Source organism: Variovorax paradoxus, from assembly GCF_030811855.1.
Taxonomy (GTDB): domain Bacteria; phylum Pseudomonadota; class Gammaproteobacteria; order Burkholderiales; family Burkholderiaceae_C; genus Variovorax; species Variovorax paradoxus_L.
In genome coordinates this window covers 295,965-316,229 of the sequence record NZ_JAUSRN010000005.1, presented here as the reverse complement: position 1 = coordinate 316,229, position 20,265 = coordinate 295,965, and the positions used below count along the sequence as shown (strand labels likewise).

Sequence of the window (20,265 nt, the reverse complement as noted above, 5' to 3'; positions counted from 1 at the left end):
CAGGGCGAGGGCATTCCGATGGGCCCAACGGCGGGGGCATCCGTGCGCGTTCCGGCCGCTGCTTTCGCGGTGGTGCTGGGCGGTGTCAGCGCGGCGCTTCACCTGGGCAAGCTGCCGCCCGCCGTGCCGGCGTTGCAGGCTTCGCTCGGCATCGGCCTCGTCGAGGCGGGTTTTCTGCTCTCGCTGGTGCAGGTGGCGAGCATGACGCTGGGCCTGGCGGCAGGCTTGGCTGCCGACACCATCGGCCTGCGCCGCAGCATGCTGACGGGACTCGTGGTGCTGACGGTGGCCAGCCTTCTGGGGGGCGGCATCGGTGCGGGCCTCTTCGGCGGTGCACACGCGGTGCAATGGCTGCTGCTCCTGCGGGCCGTCGAAGGCATTGGCTTTCTGCTGGCGGTCATGCCGGGACCCGGGCTGATCCGCGCCTTGACACCGGCGGGGGCCGACAAGGCGGCGCTCGGCGTGTGGGGCGCCTACATGCCGCTGGGCGTGGCGCTCGCGCTGCTGCTGGGGCCGGCCTTGATCGCCTGGGGCGGATGGGGCGACTGGTGGTGGGCGCTCTCTGCCGTTTCGGCCGCTGCAGCGCTTTGGCTGTGGTCGGCCGTGCCGGCGGACGGAGTTCGTTCTGTTGCGGCAGGCAGCGCCATGCCAAGCGGATGGCCGTCGCGCTTGCGCGCCACTGTCGGCGCACGCGCGCCCTGGATGGTCGCGTCGAGCTTCGCCGTGTATTCGGCGCAATGGATGGCCGTGATCGGCTTCCTGCCGGCCATCTACGCCGGCGCGGGCGTGCCGACCGGCTGGAACGCGGTGCTCACCGCCGTTGCGGCCGCGATGAACATCGTCGGCAACCTCGCGGGCGGCCGGTGGCTGCAACGCGGCGTTGCGCCGGAGCGCCTCTTGCAGTGGGGTTTCGTTGCCATGGCGCTGGGCGGCGTGGCCGCTTTCGCGCAGGTGGGGCAGGGGGCCGATGCGCTCGGCCTGCCGCCAGCGCTGCGCTATGCCGCGGTCTGTGCTTTTTCGCTGGGCGGAGGCATGGTGCCAGCCACTCTGTTCCTGCTCGGGGTTCGCTTGGCGCCAGGGCCCACCACCGTTTCCACGACGGTCGGGCTCATGCAGCAGGCCTCGTCCCTGGGGCAATTCCTGGCGCCGCCCGCGGTCGCATGGGTCGCTCACCGTGCCGGCGGGTGGCACTGGACCTGGGCGGCCACGCTGGCATGCTCGCTGGCCGGCATGGCCCTTGCGCGGCGCCTCGGGCGAATACGCCTGGCGGCGGAGGTGGCATGACAGGCGCGGCGACAATCGACGCCATTCAGGCCGAAGCCGATACCCGGCGCTGGCTCGAGCGCGCGGTGATCGGGCTCAACCTGTGTCCGTTCGCAAAGGCGGTGCACGTGAAGGCGCAGATTCACTACGCCGTGTACCTGCTTGCCGACCACGGCGCGCTGATCGACGCTCTGCTGAAGCAGGCCGATGAACTCGCCGCGTTCGATGCCTCCGTGCGCGACACCACCTTGCTGATAGCACCCAACACCTTGGCGGATTTTCTGGACTTCAACGATTTCACGGCGCGCGCCGAACGCAAGCTCGCCCGCGCGGGCTTTGACGGCGTGTTCCAGCTCGCGAGCTTTCATCCGCAGTTTCAATTTGCCGGAACCGAGAGCGGCGACATCACCAACGCGACCAACCGCGCGCCATATCCCACGCTGCACCTGCTGCGCGAAGACAGCGTGAGCCGTGCGGTCGAAGCGTTCCCCGAGGCCGAAGCCATCTTCGAACGCAACATCGAAACGCTGGAAGCGCTGGGCCCCGCTGGCTGGGCCGCGCTCGACGTCGGCCCCGGGAGTGCCCGATCATGAATGCACAAGCAACCAAGGCGATGAAGACCGCCAAGGCTTCCAAGGCCGACGCCGAACTGGCGGAGGTCCTGCGTCCGGGGCAGTCCATCGAACTGCTTAAGGAACTGCACATCCTCACGCGCGAGGGTCGTCTCAACCAGGATTCGCGGCGCAAGCTCAAGCAGGTCTACCACCTGTTCCAGTTCATCGAGCAATTGCTGCGCGAACTGCCGGAAGGCGGTGCCGAGGCCACGTTGGCCGACCATGGCGCGGGCAAGTCGTACCTCGGGTTCATCATCTACGACCTGTTCTTCCGGTCGCGCCCAGGCGGCCACGTCTATGGCATCGAGACCCGAAGCGAGCTGGTCGAGAAGTCGCGCACATTGGCACGGCAGCTGGGCTTCGACCGCATGTCGTTCCTGAACCTCACGGTGGCCGAATCGGCCCAAGCGAGCGAGCTGCCGGAGCGCATCGACGTGGTCACCGCGCTGCACGCCTGCGACACCGCAACCGACGACGCCATCGCCTTCGGGCTCGCGAAGAAGGCGCGCTGCATGGTGCTGGTGCCCTGCTGCCAGGCCGAGGTGGCGGCGTGCCTGCGCGAAACCAAGGCGCTGGCCTTGTCGCGAACGCCATTGGCCGAGCTTTGGCGCCATCCGCTGCACACGCGCGAGATCGGCAGCCAGCTCACCAACGTGCTGCGCTGCCTCTACCTCGAGGCCAACGGTTACAGCGTTACCGTCACCGAGCTGGTGGGCTGGGAGCACAGCATGAAGAACGAGCTGATCCTGGCGCGCCACACCGGGCAGCGCAAGGCCGCCGCGGCAGCAAGGCTTGGCGAGCTGCTGTCGCAATTCGGACTCGACGCACTGGGCGATACACGGTTTCGCCTGTCCTGAAGTCAGCGAGAGCGCGTTCGTTCGATTCACGCCATGGCCCGTCTGCCTCGCCTCACGCTCGCCGACATGCCGCACCACGTGATCCAGCGTGGCAACAATCGCCAGGTCATTTTTGTGGATCGCGCGGACCACGAGCGGCTGCTCGCCCTTTTGGCGGACGCCGCCACGCGCTTCGGCGTGGCACTGCATGCCTATGTGCTGATGGACAACCATTTCCATCTGTTGGCAACGCCGAGCACCACCACCGGGCTGCCCCAGTTCATGCAGTCGGTGGGGCGCAGCTATGTGCGCTATTTCAACGACCGCCATGGCCGCAGCGGCACCTTGTGGGAAGGGCGCTACAGGTCGACGCTGATCCAGACCGATCGTTATCTCTTGACCTGCATGGCCTACATCGACCTGAATCCCGTGCGGGCCGGCCTGGTCGCTGATGCGCGCGACTTCCCGTGGTCCAGCTACGGGCACTATGCGGGCCTGCGGCACGACAAGCTGCTGACGCCGCATCCGCTGTACTGGGAATTGGGCAATACGCCCTTCGCGCGCGAAGCGGCCTATACGGAATTGGTGCGCGCCGGCGTGCGTTCCGCCGACCAGGGCATGCTCACCGAAGCCACCTTGCGGGGATGGGCGGCCGGCGATGCCAATTTCCTCGCGTCGCTGCAGAAGTCCACCGAACGCCGCGTGGCCAAGACAAAGGCGGGGCGTCCCCCGTCGGCCCCCCGTTCCTGAATACGATTGCTGCGGCCTGCCGCTACGGGGAGTCGTCGCGACATTTTTAATGTGTCCCTAATTTGACTCCGACCAAGAGCCTCGGAATTAAATTGGAATCTGACCCCAAATAAAGTGTTTGGCATTCTTTGTGCATCGCAATATCCTTCTCATCCCTGCGAAAAACTGAAGGAGTGCGCCATGACGACGGCTGCCGAGATCGAACATCTCCAACAACACGGTCTGTATTCCGGTGCCGACGAGCACGATGCCTGCGGCGTCGGCTTCGTGGCGCACATCAAGGGCGAGAAGAGCCATGCCATCGTGCTGCAGGGCCTCAAGATCCTCGAAAACCTGGACCATCGCGGCGCAGTGGGCGCTGACAAGCTGATGGGCGACGGCGCGGGCATCCTGATCCAACTGCCTGACCATCTGTACCGCGAAGAAATGGCCAAGCAGGGCGTCACGCTGCCGCCGCCGGGCGAATATGGCGTGGGCATGATCTTCCTGCCCAAGGAGCACGCGTCCCGCGAAGCTTGCGAACAAGAGATGGAACGCGCCATCAAGGCCGAAGGCCAGGTGCTGCTCGGCTGGCGCGACGTGCCGGTGAACCGCGACATGCCGATGTCGCCCACGGTGCGCGCCAAGGAGCCGCTGCTGCGCCAGGTGTTCATCGGCCGCGGCAACGACGTGATCGTGCAGGATGCCCTGGAGCGCAAGCTCTACGTGATCCGCAAGACCGCCAGCGCCAACATCCAGCGCCTGAAGCTCAAGCACAGCAAGGAATACTACGTTCCCAGCATGTCGAGCCGCACTGTGGTCTACAAGGGCTTGCTGCTCGCCGACCAGGTCGGCACCTATTACCTCGACCTGCAGGACAAGCGCTGCATCTCGGCCCTCGGCCTCGTGCACCAGCGCTTCTCGACCAACACATTCCCGGAGTGGCCGCTGGCCCACCCGTACCGCTATGTCGCCCACAACGGCGAAATCAACACGGTCAAGGGCAACTACAACTGGATGAAGGCACGCGAAGGCGTGATGTCGTCGCCCGTGCTGGGCGCCGACCTGCAGAAGCTCTATCCCATCAGCTTTGCCAACCAGTCCGACACCGCCACCTTCGACAACTGCCTCGAGCTCTTGACGATGGCCGGCTACCCCATCAGCCAGGCCGTGATGATGATGATTCCCGAGCCGTGGGAACAGCACGCCACCATGGACCCGCGTCGCCGCGCCTTCTATGAGTACCACGCCGCCATGCTCGAGCCCTGGGACGGCCCGGCCTCCATCGTGTTTACCGACGGCCGCCAGATCGGCGCAACGCTCGACCGCAACGGCCTGCGCCCCTCGCGCTACTGCGTGACCGACGACGACCTGGTCATCATGGCTTCGGAATCGGGCGTGCTGCCCGTGCCCGAGCAGAAGATCGTTCGCAAGTGGCGCCTGCAGCCCGGCAAGATGTTCCTCATCGACCTGGAGCAGGGCCGCATGATCGACGACGAGGAGGTCAAGGCCACCCTCGCCAACAGCAAGCCCTACAAGCAGTGGATCGAAAACCTGCGCATCAAGCTCGACAGCGTCAAGGCCGAGCCGGCCGCATCGACCATCAAGACGCCGGTGAGCCAGGTGGCGCTGCTCGACCGCCAGCAGGCCTTCGGCTACACGCAGGAAGACATCAAGTTCCTGATGAGCCCGATGGCGCAGGCCGGCGAAGAAGGCATCGGCTCCATGGGCAACGACAGCCCGCTGGCCGTGCTCTCCAACAAGAACAAGCCGCTCTACAACTACTTCAAGCAGTTGTTCGCGCAAGTGACCAACCCGCCGATCGACCCGATCCGCGAAGCGATCGTGATGTCGCTCGTGTCCTTCATCGGCCCCAAGCCCAACCTGCTCGACATCAACCAGGTCAACCCGCCGATGCGGCTCGAAGTGAGCCAGCCGATCCTCGACTTTGCCGACATGGCCAAGCTGCGCGACATCGGCAAGTACACGCAGGGCAAGTTCAAGAGCTACGTGCTCGACATCACCTACCCGCTGGCGTGGGGCGACGAAGGCGTCGAAGCCAAGCTGGCCTCGCTGTGCGCTGAAGCTGTGGACGCCATCAAGGGCGGCCATAACATCCTGATCGTGAGCGACCGCAGCGTGAGCCCCACGCAAGTCGCGATCCCCGCCGTGCTGGCGCTCTCGGCCGTGCACCAGTACCTGGTGCGCGAGGGCCTGCGCACCACGGCCGGCCTGGTGGTCGAGACCGGCTCGGCGCGCGAAGTGCATCACTTCGGCGTGCTGGCGGGCTACGGCGCCGAAGCCGTGCACCCCTACCTCGCCATGGAAACGCTGTCGGCCATGCATGCCGACCTGCCGGGCGACATGAGCGCGGAGAAGGCGGTCTACAACTACGTCAAGGCCATCGGCAAGGGTCTCTCCAAGATCATGTCGAAGATGGGTGTCAGCACCTACATGAGCTATTGCGGCGCCCAGCTGTTCGAAGCCATCGGCCTCAACACCGAGACGGTGAACAAGTACTTCACCGGCACTGCGAGCCGCGTCGAGGGCATCGGCGTGTTCGAGATTGCCGAAGAAGCCATCCGCATGCACAAGGCGGCATTTGGCGACGACCCGATTCTTTCCAACATGCTCGATGCCGGCGGCGAATACGCCTGGCGCACGCGCGGCGAAGAGCACATGTGGACGCCCGACGCCATCGCCAAGCTGCAGCACAGCACGCGCTCCAACAACTGGAACACGTACAAGGAATACGCGCAGCTCATCAACGACCAGAACCGCCGTCACCTCACGCTGCGCGGCCTGTTCGAGTTCAAGATCGATCCGGCCAAGGCCATTCCGGTCGACGAGGTCGAGCCCGCGGCCGAAATCGTCAAGCGCTTTGCCACCGGCGCGATGTCGCTTGGCTCGATCAGCACCGAGGCGCATTCCACGCTCGCGATTGCCATGAACCGCATCGGCGGCAAGAGCAACACGGGCGAGGGCGGCGAAGATCCGGCGCGTTATCGCAACGAGCTCAAGGGCATCCCGATCAAGAAGGGCGACACGCTCAAGAGCGTGATCGGCGCGGCCAACGTCGAGGTCGACCTGCCGCTCCAAGATGGCGACTCGCTGCGTTCGCGCATCAAGCAGGTGGCTTCGGGCCGCTTCGGCGTCACGGCCGAGTACCTGTTCTCGGCCGACCAGATCCAGATCAAGATGGCGCAGGGCGCCAAGCCGGGCGAGGGCGGCCAGCTGCCCGGCGGCAAGGTCACCGAGTACATCGGCAAGCAGCGTTACGCAGTCCCGGGCGTCGGCCTGATCTCGCCGCCGCCGCACCACGACATCTATTCGATCGAAGACCTGGCGCAGCTGATTCACGACCTGAAGAACGCCGCGCCGCATGCCAGCATCAGCGTCAAGCTGGTGAGCGAAATCGGCGTGGGCACCATCGCGGCGGGCGTGGCCAAGTGCAAGAGCGACCACGTGGTGATCGCGGGCCATGACGGCGGCACGGGCGCATCGCCCTGGTCGTCGATCAAGCACGCGGGCAGTCCGTGGGAAATCGGTCTGGCCGAAACGCAACAGACGCTGGTGCTCAACCGCCTGCGCAGCCGCATCCGCGTGCAGGCCGACGGCCAGATGAAGACCGGCCGCGACGTCGCCATCGGCGCGCTGCTGGGCGCTGACGAATTCGGCTTTGCCACTGCGCCGCTGGTGGTCGAAGGCTGCATCATGATGCGCAAGTGCCACCTCAACACCTGCCCGGTGGGCGTGGCCACGCAAGACCCGATCCTGCGCAAGAAGTTCTCGGGCAAGCCCGAGCATGTCGTCAACTACTTCTTCTTCGTTGCCGAAGAAGTGCGCCAGATCATGGCGCAGCTCGGCATCCGCAAGTTCGACGACCTGATCGGCCGCGCCGACCTGCTCGACATGCGCAAGGGCATCGAGCACTGGAAGGCTTCCGGCCTGGACTTCAGCCGCCTGTTCGCGTTGCCGATCGTGCCGGCCGACGTGCCGCGCTACCACGTCGAGAATCAGGACCACGGTCTCGAGCGTGCGCTCGACGTCAAGCTGATCGAGAAGTCGCGCCCGGCCATCGAGCGCGGCGAGAAGGTGCAGTTCATCGAGGTGGCGCGCAACGTCAACCGCTCGGTGGGCGCCATGCTCTCGGGCGCGCTGACCAAGGTGCATCCGCAAGGCCTGCCCGACGACTCGATCCGCATCCAGCTCGAAGGCACGGGCGGCCAGTCGTTCGGCGCGTTCCTGGCGCGGGGCATCACGCTTTACCTGATCGGCGATGCCAACGACTACACCGGCAAGGGCCTTTCGGGCGGCCGCGTGGTGGTGCGCCCGAGCCTCGACTTCCGCGGAGAAGCGGCGCGCAACACCATCGTCGGCAATACGGCGCTTTACGGTGCGACCACCGGCGAGGCGTATCTCTGCGGCGTGGCCGGCGAACGCTTCGCGGTACGTCTGTCGGGGGCCACGGCCGTCATCGAAGGCACCGGCGACCACGGCTGCGAATACATGACCGGCGGCACGGTCGCGGTGCTCGGCAAGACGGGCCGGAACTTCGCGGCCGGCATGAGCGGCGGCGTGGCTTTCGTCTACGACGAAGACGGCCAGTTCGCCACGCGCTGCAATCTCTCGATGGTGTCGCTCGACAAGGTGCTGACCTCGGCCGAGCAGCTGGCAAGCGTGCATCGCAAGATCTGGCACGGCGGCGAAACCGACGAGGCCCAGCTCAAGAAGCTGCTCGAAGAGCATCACCGCTGGACCGGCAGCAAGCGCGCACGCGAACTGCTCGACAACTGGGCCGTGTCGCGCACCAAGTTCGTCAAGGTGTTCCCGAACGAATACAAGCGCGCGCTCGCCGAACTGCACGACCGCAAGGTCGAGCTGACCAGCAGCGGCAACAACGCGCACGTCGGCTTGGAGCCGCACGCGCTGGCTCCCGCGCCGCAGACGTCGCCGGCTTCGGTCTGAGCGCCCACGAGAACGCAGAGAGAAAAAGGACATCACGATGGGAAAGATCACCGGCTTCATGGAGCATGAGCGCGTCGAAGAGGGCTACAAGCCTGTCCAAGAGCGCGTCAAGCACTACAAGGAATTCGTCGTCGGCCTGACGGTCGAGCAGGCCAAGGTGCAGGGCGCACGCTGCATGGACTGCGGCACGCCGTTCTGCAACAGCGGCTGCCCAGTCAACAACATCATTCCGGACTTCAACGACCTCGTGTACCGCGACGATTGGCAGAACGCCTTCGCGGTGCTCGACTCGACCAATAACTTTCCGGAGTTCACCGGCCGCATCTGCCCCGCGCCCTGCGAGGCAGCCTGTGTGCTCAACGTGAACGACGACCCGGTCGGCATCAAGTCGCTGGAGCACGCCATCATCGATCGCGCCTGGGACGAAGGCTGGGTGGCGCCGCGCATTGCCAAGCACAAGACCGGCAAGAAGGTGGCGGTGGTGGGTTCGGGCCCGGCCGGCATGGCCGCGGCGCAGCAGCTCGCGCGTGCGGGCCACGACGTGACGCTGTTCGAGAAGAACGACCGCATCGGCGGCCTGCTGCGCTACGGCATCCCCGATTTCAAGATGGAGAAGACGCACATCGACCGCCGCGTCGAGCAGATGAAGGCCGAGGGCGTGACCTTCCGCACCGGTGTGATGGTCGGTGCTGCAAAAGATCCGCTGGGCAAGGGCTCCAAGGTGACCAACCTCGCCAAGGAAACCGTCACGCCCGAGCAACTGGACAAGGAGTTCGACGCCGTGCTGCTCACAGGCGGCGCCGAGCAGTCGCGCGACCTGCCGGTGCCGGGGCGCGATCTCGACGGCATCCATTTCGCGATGGAGTTCCTGCCGCAGCAGAACCGCGTTAACGCGGGCGACAAGGTCAAGGGCCAACTGCGCGCCGACGGCAAGCACGTCATCGTCATCGGCGGCGGCGACACCGGCTCCGACTGCGTGGGCACCAGCAACCGCCATGGCGCAGCCAGCGTCACGCAGTTCGAACTGATGCCGCAGCCGCCCGAGGAAGAAAACCGCCCGCTGACCTGGCCCTACTGGCCGATCAAGCTTCGCACCAGCTCCAGCCATGAAGAAGGCTGCGAGCGCGAGTTCGCCATCTCCACCAAGGAGTTCATCGGCGAAAAGGGCAAGGTCACCGGCCTCAAGACCGTCCGCGTGGAGTGGAAGGACGGCCGCATGCAGGAAGTGGCTGGCAGCGAGCAGATCCTCAAGGCCGACCTCGTGCTGTTGGCGATGGGCTTCGTGAGCCCGGTAGCGCCTGTGCTGGATGCCTTCGGTGTCGAGAAGGACGCGCGCGGCAACGCCAAGGCCACCGTCGACTTCATCGGTGGCTACGCTACCAATGTGCCAAAGGTATTTGCCGCGGGTGACATTCGCCGCGGCCAGTCGCTGGTCGTGTGGGCAATTCGCGAAGGTCGCCAGGCGGCGCGGTCGGTGGATGAATTTTTGATGGGATTTAGCGACTTACCGCGCTGATTTTTGTTTCAGTTCTGCGGGGCCCCTTGCGGCCCCGCTATCATTCGCGGAAACCGCATGCCGGGATGCCTGACAAGGCGCCCGGCTTTTTTATTGAGATGGACCCAGCCGCACTGCCACAGCCTTTCGTAGAGTTTCGCGACGTTTCGTTCGGCTACGGCGCGCGTGCGATCCTCGACCGGGTGTCATTTACCGTCCCGCGCGGCAAGGTCACGGCGCTCATGGGCGCCTCCGGCGGCGGCAAAACCACGGTACTGCGGCTCATCGGCGGACAACAGCGCGCGCAGCGCGGCGAGGTTCTTTTCGACGGCCGCGACGTCGGCAAGCTCGACGCCGCCGGAATGTATTTGGCGCGGCGACGCATGGGCATGCTGTTCCAGTTCGGTGCGCTGTTCACCGACATGAGCGTGTTCGACAACGTCGCATTTCCGTTGCGAGAGCACACGCAGCTCTCGGAAGCGCTAGTGCGCGACATCGTGCTCATGAAGCTCGACGCGGTCGGCTTGCGCGGCGCGCGCGACCTGATGCCCAGCGAAGTCTCGGGCGGCATGGCACGCCGTGTCGCCTTGGCACGCGCCATTGCGCTGGACCCCGACCTCGTCATGTACGACGAGCCGTTTGCCGGCCTCGACCCCATTTCGCTCGGCACGGCGGCTCGGCTGATTCGCCAGTTGAACGACACGCTCGGGCTGACCAGCATCGTGGTGTCTCACGACCTCGAAGAAACGTTCCGCATCGCCGACCACGTGATCATCCTGGCCAACGGCGGCATCGCCGCACAGGGCACACCGAGCGAGGTGCGCGAAAGCGCCGATCCGCTGGTGCATCAGTTCGTGAACGCGCTGCCCGACGGGCCGGTGCATTTTCACTACCCGGGCGTCGGCATCGAACAAGATTTCGGCAATGAAGGGGGGCAGCTATGAGCTGGTGGAAGCCCGCCGACGCCGGCTTTGCCGTGCGCAGCAAACTGGCCGACCTCGGTTATGGCGCCAAGCTGTTCCTGCGCCTCATGGTGCGGGGGGCACAAAGCTTGCGTCGCTTCGGGCTGGTGCGCGACCAGATCCATTTCCTGGGCAACTACTCGCTCGCGATCATTGCGGTGTCGGGCCTTTTCGTCGGATTTGTGCTGGGCCTGCAGATGTATTACGCGCTGCAGCGCTACGGTTCTTCCGAGGCGCTGGGCCTGTTGGTCGCGCTGAGCCTGGTGCGGGAGCTCGGGCCGGTTGTGGCGGCTCTGCTTTTCACCGGCCGCGCCGGCACCTCGCTGACGGCGGAAATCGGCCTCATGAAGGCCGGCGAACAACTCAGTGCCATGGAGATGATGGCGGTCGATCCGGTGCAGCGCATCTTGGCGCCGCGCTTCTGGGCCGGCGTGATCACCATGCCGCTGCTGGCGGCGGTGTTCAGCGCGGTGGGCATCATGGGCGGCTACGTGGTCGGCGTGCTGATGCTGGGTGTGGACCCTGGTGCGTTCTGGGGCCAGATGCAGGGCGGCGTCGACGTGTGGCGGGACGTGGGCAACGGCGTGATCAAGAGCATCGTGTTCGGTTTCACCGTGACCTTCATTGCGTTGCTGCAGGGCTTTGTGGCCCAGCCGACGCCCGAAGGCGTGTCGCGTGCCACCACGCGCACCGTGGTGATGGCGTCGCTCTCGGTGCTGGGGCTCGACTTCCTGTTGACCGCCATGATGTTCAGTATTTGACGGAGCTTCGCTCCAATCGTTCTAGAGAGTGCAAACAATGCAACGTTCCAATAGCGACATCTGGGTCGGCCTGTTCGTCCTGATCGGCGGCGCGGCGCTGCTGTTCCTCGCGCTGCAGTCGGCCAACCTGCTGAGCGTGAATTTCCAGAAGACCTACAACGTCACCGCGCGCTTCGACAATATTGGCGGGCTCAAGCCGCAAACTGCGGTCAAAAGTGCCGGCGTAGTGGTTGGACGTGTGGAATCCATCTCGTTTGACGACAAGTCATTTCAAGCACGTGTCACACTGGCACTACAAAACCGTTACAGTTTTCCCAAGGACAGCTCGCTCAAGATCTTGACCAGTGGCTTGCTCGGCGAGCAATACATCGGGATCGAGCCGGGTGCCGAGGAGAAGAATTTGCAAGCCGGCGACACCATCACCGCGACCCAATCGGCCGTGGTGCTGGAAAACCTGATCAGCCAGTTCCTCTATAGCAAGGCAGCCGAAGGAAGCAGCAGCACGCCTTCGACGCCAGGAACAGCCAACAAGAAATGAAAACCAGTCTTTTATCGTTCGTTGCTATCAAGAAAGTAGCAAACTCTGCCCGCTTGATGGGCGCTGCAGCCGCTTTCGTGCTGCTTGCAGGTTGCGCAACCGGGCCCCATGCCAATCCGTCCGACCCGTTCGAGCCCTTCAACCGCGGCGTCACGCGCTTCAACGACACCGTCGACGAAGCGGTGCTGGTGCCTGTGGCCACCGCGTACGTGCGCGTGCTGCCCTCCATGGTGCGCACCGGCGTGAGTAACTTCTTCGGCAACCTGGGCGACGTCTGGAGCTTTGCCAACAGCGTGGCCCAGCTCAAGCTGCAGAACAGTGCCGAGACCTTCATGCGGGTCAACGTGAACACCTTCTTCGGACTGGGTGGCCTGCTCGATGTGGCCACCGAAGCCGGAATCGATCGCCATGAGGAAGATTTCGGCCAGACGCTCGGCCGCTGGGGCGTAGGCGCCGGCCCTTACGTCGTGCTGCCCATCTTTGGCCCTTCGACCTTGCGCGACACTGCGGCATTGCCGGTGGACCGTGCCGGCGGCATTGTCTCGAACATGCACGACGTGGCCTGGCGCAATTCGCTGTCGTTCCTGGACGCTGTCGATACACGCGCGAAGTACCTGCGTGCCGGCCGGCTGCTCGACGACGCGGCGCTCGACAAATACACCTTCACGCGAGATGCCTTCCTCCAGCACCGCCGCAACGACGTATACGACGGGAACCCGCCGGACGATGAAAACGGCAAGTAGAGGCCAAAGAGCGGGTGGAGGCGGCGGGAGAACGTCCGCTTGCATCCGGTTTCAAGGCTTCACCTGCGCTTCAGGAACCCGGTCGGCCTGAGAGTCGTCGAACACGTTTCATTGCAGGAGGCGCGCCTATCACTGCGTCTCTGTTGAAGATTTCAAAAATTTAAGGGAATTGCCATGAACAACAACATCCTGCAACGCCGCGGCTTTGGCCGCCTGGTTCTGGCCAGCGCGCTTCTTTTTGGCGCTGCCACCGCTTTCGTGCGCCCGGCCCAGGCGGCCGACGAAGCGCCTGACGCGCTGGTAAAGCGCCTGTCGACGGACGTGCTCGAAACCATCAAGGCCGACACCTCCATCAAGTCGGGCGACATCAGCAAGATCATGGTGCTGGTCGACAGCAAGATCATGCCGAACGTCAACTTCCAGCGCATGACGGCTTCCGCCGTGGGCCCGGCATGGCGCCAAGCCACACCCGAACAGCAAAAGAAGCTGCAGGAAGAATTCAAGACACTGCTGGTTCGCACCTATGCCGGCGCGCTCGACCAGGTGAGCGACCAGACCGTCACGGTCCGTCCGTTCCGCGGTTCGCCCGAAGACACCGAAGTGCTGGTGCGCACCGAGGTCAAGGGCCGCGGCGATCCGGTCCAGCTCGACTACCGCCTCGAAAAGACGCCTGGCCAGGGCGGCGGCTGGAAGGTCTACAACCTCAATGTGCTGGGTGTCTGGCTGGTCGACACCTACCGCACGCAGTTCGCGCAAGAAATCAATGCCCGCGGCATCGATGGCCTGATTGCAGCGCTGGCCGCGCGCAACAAGGGCAACAACGGCAAGAGCTGACGCCATGCTGGTGCTGCCGACCAAACTCACCCACGACGATGCCCCAGCCTGCATGCGCATGCTGCAGCAGGGGCTGAAGGGACAAGCCGATACGTCCACCGTGGTGGACGCCAGCGCCTTGACGCAGTTCGACTCCTCGGCGCTGGCGGTGTTGTTGGAGTGCCGGCGCGAATCGAGTGCGCTCGGCCGCGGCTTCGCGGTCAAGGGGCTTTCTCCGCGGCTGCGCGAACTCGCCGCCCTCTACGGCATCGCGGGGCTCTTGCCGGCGGCACCCTGAGCGCAGTGCGGCCCGGCAGCGGCCGAGTCAGGTCATCCGGGTGCGGTCCAGCGGCTTGTAACGCAGGCCCGTAAAATCGCCGGCTCTCATGCCCGCGATCTCATTCCAATCGGTCTCCAAGACCTATCCTCCCTCCAGACAGCAGCGGGCCCAAGGCAAGCAGGGGCTGCGCGCCGTCGACGAGGTCAGCTTCCACATCGAGCCGGGCGAGTTCTTCGGCTTGCTGGGCCCCAATGGCGCAGGCAAGACCACGCTCATCAGCATGCTGGCCGGCCTCTCGCGGCCTACCGCCGGGGCCATCAGCGTTCATGGTTTCGACGTGCAGCGCGACTATGCCGAGGCACGGCGTCAACTCGGCATCGTGCCGCAGGAGCTGGTGTTCGATCCCTTCTTCAATGTGCGTGAATCGCTGCGCATCCAGTCGGGTTACTTCGGCATCAAGAACAACGAGGCCTGGATCGATGAGCTGCTGCAGAGCCTGGGCTTGGCCGACAAGGCGACGGCCAACATGCGCCAGCTCTCGGGCGGCATGAAGCGCCGTGTGCTGGTGGCGCAGGCGCTGGTCCACAAGCCACCGGTCATCGTGCTCGACGAGCCAACCGCGGGCGTCGACGTCGAACTACGCCAGACGCTCTGGCAGTTCGTCGCCAGGCTCAACAAGGAGGGCAGCACCGTGCTGCTCACCACGCACTACCTCGAGGAAGCCGAGGCGCTGTGCAGCCGCATCGCCATGCTCAAGCAGGGACGCGTGATTGCGCTCGACCGCACCAGCGAACTGTTGAAGTCGGCCACGAGCAACGTGCTGCGCTTCAAGACCGATGCCATGCTGCCCTGGGCCATTGCCCAGCATGCGCGCATCACCGGGCGCATCGTGCAATTGCCCGCACAGAACGCCCATGAAGTCGAACAACTGCTGGCCGCGATCCGCGAAGCCGGCGTCGCGGTGGAAGACGTGGAAATGCGCAAAGCCGATCTGGAAGACGTGTTCATCGACCTGATGGCGGGTGAGCAGACGCCGTTGGAGGTATCAAGATGATGGCGGTTACTGGGTGGCGTGCGCTGCTCTATAAGGAAACGCTGCGCTTCTGGAAGGTCGGCTTCCAAACCGTCGGCGCACCGGTGCTCACCGCACTGCTCTACCTCATGGTGTTCGGCCACGTGCTCGAAGACCACGTGAAGGTCTACGGCACCGTCGGCTACACCGCCTTCCTTGTGCCTGGTCTGGTGATGATGAGCGTGCTGCAGAACGCTTTTGCCAACAGCTCTTCGTCGATCATCCAGAGCAAGATCATGGGCAACCTCGTGTTCGTGCTGCTCACGCCGCTGTCGCACTGGGGCTGGTTCTTCGCTTACGTGGGCTCGTCGGTGATTCGCGGGCTGGCCGTGGGGCTCGGTGTGTTCCTGGTCACCATGTTCTTTGCGATGCCGGGCTTCGTTGCACCGCTCTGGATTCTCGTGTTTGCGCTGCTGGGCTCCGCGATGCTGGGCACGCTGGGGCTCATCGCTGGCCTCTGGGCCGAAAAATTCGACCAGATGGCGGTGTTTCAGAACTTTTTGATCATGCCCATGACCTTTCTCTCGGGCGTTTTCTATTCGATCGGCTCGCTGCCCCCGTTCTGGCAGGGCGTGAGCCACCTGAACCCCTTCTTCTACATGATCGACGGCTTTCGCTACGGCTTCTTCGGCGTGAGCGACGCCTCGCCCTGGCTCAGCCTGGGCATCGTCGGCGCAGCGTGGCTGGCAGTGAGCGCCATCGCCGTCCATCTGCTGAAAATCGGCTACAAAATCAGAGGCTGAAAGGCCCATTCAATTCCCATGACCGCCGAAGAACTCCAGGCCCTGATCCAGTCCCACCTGCCGTGCGAGCACATCTCGCTGGAGGGCGACGGCCGCCACTGGTACGCCACCATCGTCTCGGCAGAGTTCGAGGGCAAGCGCGCCATTCAGCGCCATCAGCGGGTCTACGCCACCCTGGGTGCGAAAATGCATACCGACGAGGTGCATGCGCTCTCGATGAAAACCTACACGCCGGCCGAATGGGCGGCGATCGACAAGTAAGCAACGGGCGGCCAAGGCGGCCCTCAATTTCGCTGGATTCCTGATGGACAAACTTCTGATTCGCGGCGGGCGCCAGCTTCGCGGCGAGGTACTCATTTCCGGCGCCAAGAATGCCGCGCTGCCTGAGCTGTGCGCAGCCCTGCTCACCGACCAGCCCGTGACGCTGCACAACGTGCCGCGCCTGCAGGACGTCTCGACCATGCTCAAGCTGGTGCGCAACATGGGCGTGACCGCCGAGCGCGACCACCATGGCACCGTGCGGCTCAATGCCGGCGACCTTACCAACCCCGAAGCGCCCTACGAGTTGGTGAAGACCATGCGCGCCTCCGTGCTGGCCCTTGGTCCGCTGCTGGCGCGCTTCGGCCACGCCAAGGTGTCGCTACCGGGCGGCTGCGCCATCGGCTCGCGGCCGGTCGACCAGCACATCAAGGGCTTGCAGGCCATGGGCGCAGAGATCGCGGTCGAGCACGGCTACATGATCGCCAGCTTGCCGGCGGGTCGCACCCGGCTGAAGGGCGCGCGCATCCTGACCGACATGGTCACCGTCACCGGCACCGAGAATTTCCTGATGGCCGCCGCGCTGGCCGAGGGCGAAACGCTGCTCGAAAACGCCGCGCAGGAACCCGAGATCGTCGACCTGGCTGAAATGCTGATCCTCATGGGCGCGAAGATCGAAGGCCACGGCACCAGCCACATCCGCATCCAGGGCGTCGAAAAATTGCATGGCTGCGAACACGCCGTGGTGGCCGACCGCATCGAGGCGGGCACCTTCCTGTGTGCCGTGGCGGCCACGGGCGGCGACGTGTTCCTGCGCCACGCGCGCGCCAACCACATGGACGCGGTGATCGACAAGCTGCGCGACGCCGGCTGCACCGTCACGCCGGAAGAGGGTGGCGTGCGCATTGCCTCCAAAGCGCCGGCTTGCGAGCACCTCAAGGCGCAGAGCTTCAGCACCACCGAATACCCGGGCTTCCCGACCGACATGCAGGCCCAGTTCATGGCGCTGAACGTGATCGCGCGCGGGGCCTCCATGGTGACTGAAACCATCTTCGAGAACCGCTTCATGCACGTGAACGAGATGGTGCGTCTGGGCGCGACGATCCACGTCGAGGGCAAGGTGGCGATGGTCGAAGGCGTTCGGCAACTGTCGGGCGCCACCGTGATGGCCACCGACCTGCGCGCGTCGGCCAGTCTGGTGATCGCCGGGCTGGTCGCCGATGGCGAGACGCTTGTCGACCGCATCTACCACCTGGATCGCGGCTATGACCGCATGGAAGCAAAGCTGCGCGGCCTCGGGGCCGACATCGAGCGCGTGTCGGGAGCCGCCGCATGATTACCCTGGCGCTCTCAAAGGGCCGCATCTTCGAAGAGACGATGCCCCTGCTGGCCGCGGCCGGCATCGAGGTCACCGAAGACCCCGAAAAATCGCGCAAGTTGATTCTGGCCACCACGCGCGCTGACGTGCGCGTGGTGCTGGTGCGCGCCTCCGACGTGCCCACCTATGTGCAGTACGGCGGCGCTGACCTCGGCGTGACTGGCTCCGACGTGCTGCTCGAGCACGGCAACCAGGGCCTGTACCAGCCGCTCGACCTGCGCATTGCGGCCTGCCGCCTCAGCGTGGCCGTGCGTGCCGACTACGACTACGCGTCGGCCGTGAAGCAGGGCTCGCGCCTCCGTGTCGCCACCAAGTACGTGGGCCTGGCACGCGAGTTTTTTGCGAGCAAGGGCGTACACGTCGACCTGATCAAGCTCTACGGCAGCATGGAGCTCGCACCGCTCACGGGCCTGGCCGACGCCATCGTCGACCTGGTTTCGACCGGCAATACGCTCAGGGCAAATCACCTGATCGAGGTCGAGCGCATCATGGACATCAGCGCGCGCCTCGTGGTCAACCAGGCCGCGCTCAAGCTCAAGCGCGAGCCGATCCGACGCATCATCGACGCCTTCGCCTCCGCCATTCCCGCAGCAGCCACGCCCTGAGTTCTTCACCGCAGCGCCATGACACTGAAAGCAGCACCCATCCGCCTCTCCACGGCTTCAGCCGGCTTCGACGCTGAATTCAAGGCGCGGCTGCATTGGTCCGCCGATGCGGATGCGGCCATCGAGAAGGTGGTGGCCGACATCCTGGCCGATGCGCAGAAGCGCGGCGACGAAGCAGTGCTGGAGTACACCAACCGCTTCGACAAGCTCGATGCGAAGACGCTGCCTGAACTGGAGTTGACGCAAGCCGAACTGAAGGCAGCCTTCGAGTCGCTTCCCGCTGCGCAGCGCGATGCGCTCGAATCCGCTGCCCGCCGAGTGCGCAGCTATCACGAGGCCCAGAAAAAGGCGAGCGGCGAGAGCTGGAGCTACCGCGATGCCGACGGCACGCTGCTCGGCCAGAAGGTCACGCCTCTCGACCGCGTCGGCATCTACGTGCCCGGCGGCAAGGCGGCCTACCCGTCGAGCGTGCTGATGAACGCGATCCCGGCGCATGTTGCCGGCGTCGGCGAAATCATCATGGTCGTGCCCACGCCCAAGGGGGAGAAGAACCCGCTCGTGCTCGCCGCCGCGTACGTGGCCGGCGTGACCCGCGCCTTCACCATCGGCGGCGCGCAGGCCGTGGCCGCACTGGCCTACGGCACTGCCACCATCCCCGCGGTCGACAAGATCACCGGCCCCGGCAACGCCTACGTTGCCGCCGCCAAGCGCCGCGTGTTCGGCACCGTGGGCATCGACATGATCGCGGGACCGAGCGAAATCCTCGTGCTGGCCGACGGCACCACGCCGCCTGAGTGGGTGGCAATGGACCTGTTCAGCCAGGCCGAGCACGACGAGCTCGCGCAGAGCATCCTGCTGTGTCCCGACGCGGCGTATATCGATCGCGTGCAGGCCGAGATCGATCGCCTGCTGCCCACCATGCCGCGCGCTGAAATCATCGCGGCTTCGCTCAACGGCCGCGGCGCGTTGATCCACACGAAGAGCATGGAAGAAGCCTGCGAGATCAGCAACCGCATCGCGCCCGAGCATCTCGAAGTCAGCAGCAGCGCGCCGCAGCAATGGGAGCCGTTGCTGCGCCACGCAGGCGCGATCTTTCTCGGCGCCTTCACCAGCGAAAGCCTTGGCGATTACTGCGCGGGGCCGAACCACGTGCTGCCGACCAGCGGCACGGCTCGCTTCTCGAGCCCGCTTGGCGTCTACGACTTCCAGAAGCGTTCGAGCCTCATCGAAGTGAGCGAAGCTGGCGCGCAGGTGTTGGGTCCCATCGCCGTGACGCTGGCCGAAGGCGAGGGCCTGCAGGCGCACGCCGAAGCGGCGCGAATGCGCCTGCATAAGATCTGAGACTTTACAAAAACCGCTTCGGGGAGGAGCCAGTCAGATGATTCACCGTCTATATAGGTCGCGTTTTTTCAGATTCGCCACAGGGCTCATTGCAGGCGCAGCCTTGCTCGCTGCCTGCAGCCAGATGCCGCAAGCGCCGCGCAACGAGTCGGCCGCCTTGTCTGCAACGCCCAGCGCCGCCGCCGCGCCCGCACCGGCACAGCTCGGCACCCAGTGGGGCGAGGGCATCGAGTCGAAGACCCGCTCGGTCGTCGCCAAACGGCTGTCCGCACAGCCTGACGAAGTGGCCTCGCTTGGCTATAACGAGGCATCCGCCGTGCGCCGCGACGCGGGCCAGAACCCCGAGCGCCGGCTCAACCTGTTGCTGGCCCAAGGCGATGTCGAATGGTCGGTGCTCGACGAGAATGCCCGCCCCCTGCCGCTGCAGCGCGCACGCCGCAGCGCCGACATGTTCCGCCTCGCCGGCATCGAAGGCGCGCGCTACACGCTGCGCTTTCGCAACCTCAGCGACCGAAGCTACGAAGTGATTGCCACCGTCGACGGCCTCGACGTGCTGAACGGCAAGCCCGGCAGCCTGCGCAATGGCGGCTACGTGCTGCGTCCGCAGCAGGTGCTGGACATCGAAGGCTTCCGCAAGAGCCAGAGCGAAGTCGCGGCCTTCCGCTTCGCCGCACCGGGCCGTGCCTATGCGGCGAACACCGAAGCCGGCGACGTGCGCAACATCGGCGTGATCGGCGCTGCATTGTTCGAGCTCGAGCAGCCCGAGGCACCGCGACGCGCGCGCCGCGACGCCACGCCGCCGCAGCCCAACGCCTTCCCGGCCGACGCCTCGTACGCGCCGCCGCCGCGCTATCGCAAGTGACGCC

At 65.3% G+C, this 20,265-nt stretch carries 19 protein-coding genes; all 19 read left to right on the top strand.

Going from position 1 to position 20,265, the window contains the following annotated elements:
* Window positions 1–18 precede the first annotated feature (18 nt).
* The 19 genes from J2X92_RS12910 to J2X92_RS12820 all read left to right on the top strand — a co-directional run bounded on the left by J2X92_RS12910 (window position 19) and on the right by J2X92_RS12820 (window position 20,261).
* A complete protein-coding gene (locus J2X92_RS12910) occupies window positions 19–1,284 on the top strand; it encodes an MFS transporter (RefSeq protein WP_307576265.1) in 1,266 nt (421 codons plus the stop codon).
* Window positions 1,281–1,856, top strand: a complete 576-nt coding sequence (locus J2X92_RS12905; RefSeq protein ID WP_307576205.1) for a DUF1415 domain-containing protein — start codon at window positions 1,281–1,283, stop codon at window positions 1,854–1,856. The genes J2X92_RS12910 and J2X92_RS12905 overlap by 4 nt, the downstream gene beginning before the upstream one ends.
* The gene (locus tag J2X92_RS12900) at window positions 1,853–2,734 is read left to right on the top strand and encodes a class I SAM-dependent methyltransferase (RefSeq protein ID WP_307576203.1); all 882 of its coding nucleotides are present in this window, start codon (window positions 1,853–1,855) and stop codon (window positions 2,732–2,734) included. The genes J2X92_RS12905 and J2X92_RS12900 overlap by 4 nt, the downstream gene beginning before the upstream one ends.
* A 33-nt stretch (window positions 2,735–2,767) precedes the next feature.
* The gene (locus J2X92_RS12895) at window positions 2,768–3,463 is read left to right on the top strand and encodes a transposase (protein WP_307576202.1); all 696 of its coding nucleotides are present in this window, start codon (window positions 2,768–2,770) and stop codon (window positions 3,461–3,463) included.
* Window positions 3,464–3,643: 180 nt separating this feature from the next.
* The gene (locus J2X92_RS12890) at window positions 3,644–8,410 is read left to right on the top strand and encodes a glutamate synthase-related protein (protein WP_307576201.1); all 4,767 of its coding nucleotides are present in this window, start codon (window positions 3,644–3,646) and stop codon (window positions 8,408–8,410) included.
* Between the two features lie 37 nt (window positions 8,411–8,447).
* Complete coding sequence (locus J2X92_RS12885) at window positions 8,448–9,926, top strand: glutamate synthase subunit beta (protein ID WP_307576199.1); 1,479 nt, start codon at window positions 8,448–8,450, stop codon at window positions 9,924–9,926.
* Between the two features lie 65 nt (window positions 9,927–9,991).
* Window positions 9,992–10,849 carry an ABC transporter ATP-binding protein gene (locus J2X92_RS12880; RefSeq protein ID WP_307576198.1) on the top strand — a complete coding sequence of 286 codons (858 nt, stop codon included), beginning with the start codon at window positions 9,992–9,994 and terminating at the stop codon, window positions 10,847–10,849.
* Window positions 10,846–11,628 (top strand): lipid asymmetry maintenance ABC transporter permease subunit MlaE, encoded by a 783-nt coding sequence (gene mlaE, locus J2X92_RS12875; RefSeq protein ID WP_307576197.1) that lies wholly within the window; start codon window positions 10,846–10,848, stop codon window positions 11,626–11,628. Before J2X92_RS12880 ends, mlaE begins: the two co-directional genes overlap by 4 nt.
* A gap of 37 nt (window positions 11,629–11,665) precedes the next feature.
* Window positions 11,666–12,166, top strand: a complete 501-nt coding sequence (mlaD, locus tag J2X92_RS12870) for an outer membrane lipid asymmetry maintenance protein MlaD (RefSeq protein WP_307576196.1) — start codon at window positions 11,666–11,668, stop codon at window positions 12,164–12,166.
* A gap of 56 nt (window positions 12,167–12,222) precedes the next feature.
* Window positions 12,223–12,909, top strand: a complete 687-nt coding sequence (locus tag J2X92_RS12865; RefSeq protein WP_307576195.1) for an MlaA family lipoprotein — start codon at window positions 12,223–12,225, stop codon at window positions 12,907–12,909.
* Between the two features lie 174 nt (window positions 12,910–13,083).
* On the top strand, window positions 13,084–13,743 hold the full coding sequence (locus tag J2X92_RS12860; RefSeq protein ID WP_307576194.1) for an MlaC/ttg2D family ABC transporter substrate-binding protein: 660 nt from the start codon (window positions 13,084–13,086) through the stop codon (window positions 13,741–13,743).
* Between the two features lie 4 nt (window positions 13,744–13,747).
* Complete coding sequence (locus J2X92_RS12855; RefSeq protein WP_055803607.1) at window positions 13,748–14,020, top strand: STAS domain-containing protein; 273 nt, start codon at window positions 13,748–13,750, stop codon at window positions 14,018–14,020.
* Between the two features lie 88 nt (window positions 14,021–14,108).
* Window positions 14,109–15,056: an ABC transporter ATP-binding protein gene (locus J2X92_RS12850; RefSeq protein ID WP_307576192.1), complete on the top strand. Its 948-nt coding sequence runs from the start codon at window positions 14,109–14,111 to the stop codon at window positions 15,054–15,056.
* A complete protein-coding gene (locus J2X92_RS12845; protein ID WP_307576191.1) occupies window positions 15,053–15,817 on the top strand; it encodes an ABC transporter permease in 765 nt (254 codons plus the stop codon). Before J2X92_RS12850 ends, J2X92_RS12845 begins: the two co-directional genes overlap by 4 nt.
* An 18-nt stretch (window positions 15,818–15,835) precedes the next feature.
* Complete coding sequence (locus J2X92_RS12840) at window positions 15,836–16,078, top strand: BolA family protein (RefSeq protein WP_055803616.1); 243 nt, start codon at window positions 15,836–15,838, stop codon at window positions 16,076–16,078.
* Window positions 16,079–16,121: 43 nt separating this feature from the next.
* The gene (gene murA / locus J2X92_RS12835; RefSeq protein WP_307576189.1) at window positions 16,122–17,411 is read left to right on the top strand and encodes a UDP-N-acetylglucosamine 1-carboxyvinyltransferase; all 1,290 of its coding nucleotides are present in this window, start codon (window positions 16,122–16,124) and stop codon (window positions 17,409–17,411) included.
* Complete coding sequence (hisG, locus tag J2X92_RS12830) at window positions 17,408–18,058, top strand: ATP phosphoribosyltransferase (protein WP_307576187.1); 651 nt, start codon at window positions 17,408–17,410, stop codon at window positions 18,056–18,058. The genes murA and hisG overlap by 4 nt, the downstream gene beginning before the upstream one ends.
* An 18-nt stretch (window positions 18,059–18,076) precedes the next feature.
* The gene (gene hisD, locus J2X92_RS12825; protein ID WP_307576185.1) at window positions 18,077–19,399 is read left to right on the top strand and encodes a histidinol dehydrogenase; all 1,323 of its coding nucleotides are present in this window, start codon (window positions 18,077–18,079) and stop codon (window positions 19,397–19,399) included.
* 37 nt (window positions 19,400–19,436) lie between these two features.
* Window positions 19,437–20,261: a hypothetical protein gene (locus J2X92_RS12820; protein WP_373424834.1), complete on the top strand. Its 825-nt coding sequence runs from the start codon at window positions 19,437–19,439 to the stop codon at window positions 20,259–20,261.
* Window positions 20,262–20,265 lie beyond the last annotated feature (4 nt).

Bases quoted from the DNA above. Each gene is read 5' to 3' on its own strand.
- J2X92_RS12845 (WP_307576191.1), top strand. From the start codon at position 15,053: ATGATGGCGGTTACTGGGTGGCGTGCGCTGCTCTATAAGGAAACGCTG.
- J2X92_RS12910 (WP_307576265.1), top strand. From the start codon at position 19: ATGGGCCCAACGGCGGGGGCATCCGTGCGCGTTCCGGCCGCTGCTTTC.
- mlaE (WP_307576197.1), top strand. From the start codon at position 10,846: ATGAGCTGGTGGAAGCCCGCCGACGCCGGCTTTGCCGTGCGCAGCAAA.
- J2X92_RS12840 (WP_055803616.1), top strand. From the start codon at position 15,836: ATGACCGCCGAAGAACTCCAGGCCCTGATCCAGTCCCACCTGCCGTGC.
- hisG (WP_307576187.1), top strand. From the start codon at position 17,408: ATGATTACCCTGGCGCTCTCAAAGGGCCGCATCTTCGAAGAGACGATG.
- murA (WP_307576189.1), top strand. From the start codon at position 16,122: ATGGACAAACTTCTGATTCGCGGCGGGCGCCAGCTTCGCGGCGAGGTA.
- J2X92_RS12890 (WP_307576201.1), top strand. From the start codon at position 3,644: ATGACGACGGCTGCCGAGATCGAACATCTCCAACAACACGGTCTGTAT.
- J2X92_RS12820 (WP_373424834.1), top strand. From the start codon at position 19,437: ATGATTCACCGTCTATATAGGTCGCGTTTTTTCAGATTCGCCACAGGG.
- J2X92_RS12880 (WP_307576198.1), top strand. From the start codon at position 9,992: ATGCCTGACAAGGCGCCCGGCTTTTTTATTGAGATGGACCCAGCCGCA.
- J2X92_RS12855 (WP_055803607.1), top strand. From the start codon at position 13,748: ATGCTGGTGCTGCCGACCAAACTCACCCACGACGATGCCCCAGCCTGC.
- J2X92_RS12905 (WP_307576205.1), top strand. From the start codon at position 1,281: ATGACAGGCGCGGCGACAATCGACGCCATTCAGGCCGAAGCCGATACC.
- mlaD (WP_307576196.1), top strand. From the start codon at position 11,666: ATGCAACGTTCCAATAGCGACATCTGGGTCGGCCTGTTCGTCCTGATC.
- J2X92_RS12885 (WP_307576199.1), top strand. From the start codon at position 8,448: ATGGGAAAGATCACCGGCTTCATGGAGCATGAGCGCGTCGAAGAGGGC.
- J2X92_RS12895 (WP_307576202.1), top strand. From the start codon at position 2,768: ATGGCCCGTCTGCCTCGCCTCACGCTCGCCGACATGCCGCACCACGTG.
- J2X92_RS12860 (WP_307576194.1), top strand. From the start codon at position 13,084: ATGAACAACAACATCCTGCAACGCCGCGGCTTTGGCCGCCTGGTTCTG.
- hisD (WP_307576185.1), top strand. From the start codon at position 18,077: ATGACACTGAAAGCAGCACCCATCCGCCTCTCCACGGCTTCAGCCGGC.
- J2X92_RS12900 (WP_307576203.1), top strand. From the start codon at position 1,853: ATGAATGCACAAGCAACCAAGGCGATGAAGACCGCCAAGGCTTCCAAG.
- J2X92_RS12865 (WP_307576195.1), top strand. From the start codon at position 12,223: ATGGGCGCTGCAGCCGCTTTCGTGCTGCTTGCAGGTTGCGCAACCGGG.
- J2X92_RS12850 (WP_307576192.1), top strand. From the start codon at position 14,109: ATGCCCGCGATCTCATTCCAATCGGTCTCCAAGACCTATCCTCCCTCC.